This window comes from Henriciella sp. (assembly GCF_049649345.1).
GTDB lineage: Bacteria > Pseudomonadota > Alphaproteobacteria > Caulobacterales > Hyphomonadaceae > Henriciella.
Window position 1 is genome coordinate 1 of sequence record NZ_JBARZC010000065.1, and the last position, 3,101, is coordinate 3,101.

5 protein-coding genes are annotated in these 3,101 nt (G+C 61.1%); 2 read left to right on the forward strand and 3 right to left on the reverse strand.

The window, feature by feature from the left end; genetic code table 11:
* A partial coding sequence (locus WA989_RS01580; protein WP_424338776.1) for a vWA domain-containing protein occupies positions 1-653 on the forward strand: 653 nt, incomplete at its 5' end.
* A gap of 172 nt (positions 654-825) precedes the next feature.
* Entirely contained in the window at positions 826-1,935 is a 1,110-nt protein-coding gene (locus tag WA989_RS01585) for a serine hydrolase domain-containing protein (protein ID WP_424338777.1), read from the forward strand.
* 130 nt (positions 1,936-2,065) lie between these two features.
* Here WA989_RS01585 and WA989_RS01590 read toward each other — a convergent pair whose 3' ends face one another.
* From WA989_RS01590 to WA989_RS01600, 3 genes are read right to left on the reverse strand one after another with little or no spacing between them, the layout of a single operon-like run.
* Positions 2,066-2,278 (reverse strand): hypothetical protein, encoded by a 213-nt coding sequence (locus tag WA989_RS01590; RefSeq protein WP_424338778.1) that lies wholly within the window; start codon positions 2,276-2,278, stop codon positions 2,066-2,068.
* Entirely contained in the window at positions 2,275-2,688 is a 414-nt protein-coding gene (locus WA989_RS01595; protein ID WP_424338779.1) for a MarR family winged helix-turn-helix transcriptional regulator, read from the reverse strand. The genes WA989_RS01590 and WA989_RS01595 overlap by 4 nt, the downstream gene beginning before the upstream one ends.
* 39 nt (positions 2,689-2,727) lie before the next feature.
* Positions 2,728-3,018, reverse strand: a complete 291-nt coding sequence (locus WA989_RS01600; RefSeq protein ID WP_424338780.1) for a putative quinol monooxygenase — start codon at positions 3,016-3,018, stop codon at positions 2,728-2,730.
* Between the last annotated feature and the right edge of the window lie 83 nt (positions 3,019-3,101).

Genomic DNA, 3,101 nt, shown 5'->3' on the forward strand with positions numbered 1-3,101 from the left:
ATGAAGTGCATTCCTACATCCTGCTCGACCGCACCGGTTCCATGTCCTCGATCTGGGACGAGGCGCTGACTTCTGTAAACGCTTACGCCGCCGAGGTTGGCAAGGCAGAGGAAGGCGAGACCGACGACCTTGAAACCTCCGTCACCCTGGCCGTCTTCGACTATCAGGAAAGCCTGCAATTCGATGTGCTGCGCAAGGATGTGCAGCCAGAGGGCTGGCAGACGGTGACCAATGACGAGGTCAGCCCGCGCGGCATGACGCCTCTGTTCGATGCGATCGGCCGGATCGTCGCGACCGCTGAGGCCGATAATCCCGAACGCGCCGTCATCGTCATCATGACGGACGGGCTGGAAAACTCCTCGCGCGAGATCACCAAGGAAGGCGCGAAAGCCGCGCTCGACCGGATCGAGGCGAAGGGCTGGGAAGTCGTCTTCCTTGGCGCTGAATTTGCCAAGTTCGACGATGCCGAAGGGGTCGGCGTCTCGGCCAGCAAGACGATGGCCATCGGCCAGGGCACGATGCAGGAATCCATGTCGCGCCTGGCCAAGAAGTCACGCTCCTATGGCAAGGGCGAGGAGGCCGAGATCGAGTTCGACGCCGAAGACCGCGCCGTCGCCAATGAAGAAGACGTGAAACAGCGCAAGGGCAACTGAGACGGCTCCTCTTCGGACGCCCTTGTGCCCACGGCCCCCGCTCGCCCTGAACGAGCGGGGGTTTTGCTATTGGCTTTGGGTGGGCGGGACCCGGTGAGAAATCGAGCCTTTGCGGCAGAGGTAGGTGCTGCTTTAAAGAGGCGAAGGATGACTTCAGAGCATTGGGGGAGACATGAGAAGAGCTTTTGGAGCCACCTTTCTTGCGGGCATGTTTTTGGGGCTCGCCGCCTGTGTGTCGGGGCCATCGCAGCAGCAGGTCGAGCTGCAGGCGATGGCGGATGGCTTTCTGACCGAAAACCCTGATGTTCCGGCGGTCGCTCTGGCGGTGATCGATGCGGAGGGGCAGCTTGCGGGCGCTGCGGCGGGTGAAGCTGGCCCGGATGGCGAGAGCATGACGCCCGCGATGCCGGTGCGGATTGCCAGTAATACGAAGACCTATGTCGCGGCGGCGGTGCTGCGTCTCTGGGAGGACGGCGAGGTTGATCTCGACGCGCCGATTGGCGGCCTGATCGATCCGGAGCTTGCAGCCATGCTGGACGGCGATGGATATGACCTTCAAGCCATCACAGTCAGGCACCTTTTGATGCATGTCTCCGGCATGCCGGACCATGCTGACGACGCGTACGTTGCGATTGTTCTTGATGATACGAGCCGGCAGTGGAGCCGGGCAGATCAGGTTGCGCTGCTGGTTGAAAATCATGATCCGCTGGGGCCGACCATGAGCGAGTTCCGCTATTCCGATACCGGCTATGTGCTGCTCGGCGACATTATCGAACGCACAACAGGCAAACCGCTCGCCACCAGCGTCCGCACGCTGCTTGGTTTCGAGCGTCTAGGCCTTGAGACGACCTGGTGGGAGCAGGCTGAAGCTCAACCGGCCGGCACGGCGCCGCGCGCGAGGCAGAGCCTGGAAGGAACCGATACGACGGATTGGAACCCGTCCATGGATATGTATGGCGGTGGCGGTCTGGTCGGCAGCGTGGAAGATCTCGCCGTGTTCTGGGCGGCCTTGATGCGCGGCGAGATATTTGCCCGTCCTGAAACGCTCGAGGAGATGGTGAGCGCGCCGGGACATCCTTTTCCGGAGGACTACCGGCTGGGTGTGTTCCCGCGCGGTGAGGGCGACAGCGAGATCTACTTCCATGGCGGCTTCTGGGGAACGATTGCGGGTTACTCACCGGCGCAGGATGTGGCGGTTGCCGGGGTGGTGACCGATCAGGCCGGCGTTCGCAACCTCGCCGCGATTGTCATGGAGATGTTGACGCCGACTGAGGCAGAGTAGGCCCGGCGCCCCCTTTATGCGAGGGTCGAGCTGAAGACGATGGCCCAGGCGGCTGACAGGATGAAAAGCGCTATGCCGGCCGCCCATTGTGCCCACGGCCCCCGCTCGCCCTGAACGAGCGGGGGGTTTGCTATTGGCGCGCGGGAAAAATGCGGGCCGAAAGCTTGGCCGCCATGGGGCCGATGGCGAGCAGGATGAGCGGAACGAGGATCAGTGTGAGCAGCAAGGTCTGAACCGCGAGCGGCAGGCCGGGGACCAGCGCCTGCAGCAGAATGAGCGAGCCGGTGACCCCTAGATATACCGTCAGCCAGACGATGAAGAGATGAAGGAGGCGTGCTTTCATGCAATGCCCTCCTTTTCGGCTGTCGATGTGAGCAGACTGAAATAGTCCGGCAAGAGCGACGCCAGCTTTTCCTCGCCCAACGGGCTGATCGAATAGTGACGCACCCGGCCATCGTCAGGATCGGCTTCTTCAACCAGTACGCCGCTCTCGACAAGACTGCGCATGGTTCTCGACAGGACCGGTTTGGAGACATCCGTCTTCGCCGCGATTTCCGAGAAGGTGAAGCGATCGCGCGCCGTGTCGCGATCGATCACCATCAGGATCAGGAACCGCAGCTGGGAGAAGTCATGCCGGGCAAAAAAGGCGTCGAGCAACCGGATGAGCCGGCTCGCCGCCCGCAAAGTATGGAGCGTGCGCTCGATCTGCTTTGCCTTGCCCGCGGCGTGCTGATTGGCGTAGCGATCGATCATGTCGAGCGAAGGTAGATCCTGCAGGAAAAACATCTTGGGTCAGGCTCGCTTCTGCATCTTTGAAATAGCCGGTTCACGCAGCAGCCAGGCCTCATATTTGCTGAAGACCTCCGCCGTGTAACGCTTCTCATAGTGCGCATCGAGATCGGATTGATCGCGCCATTCTTCAAACAGGTAGAGACGGTGCTCGGCCTCGTTTTCATAGAGCTCAAACCGTTTGCAGCCCGGTTCCTCGCGGGTTGGCTTGATGATGGACATGACCGCGTCGCGGGCCTTGGCAAAGTGTTCAGGCTTCGGGCTGATCTCGGCAAAGAGGTAAAAAGAGGACATCGGAGCGCTCCGGTTTGTTATCATGATAACTATATGAGCAGCGATGGCAATGCGCAAGTGCTTTGGGCGTCGCTACATGGACG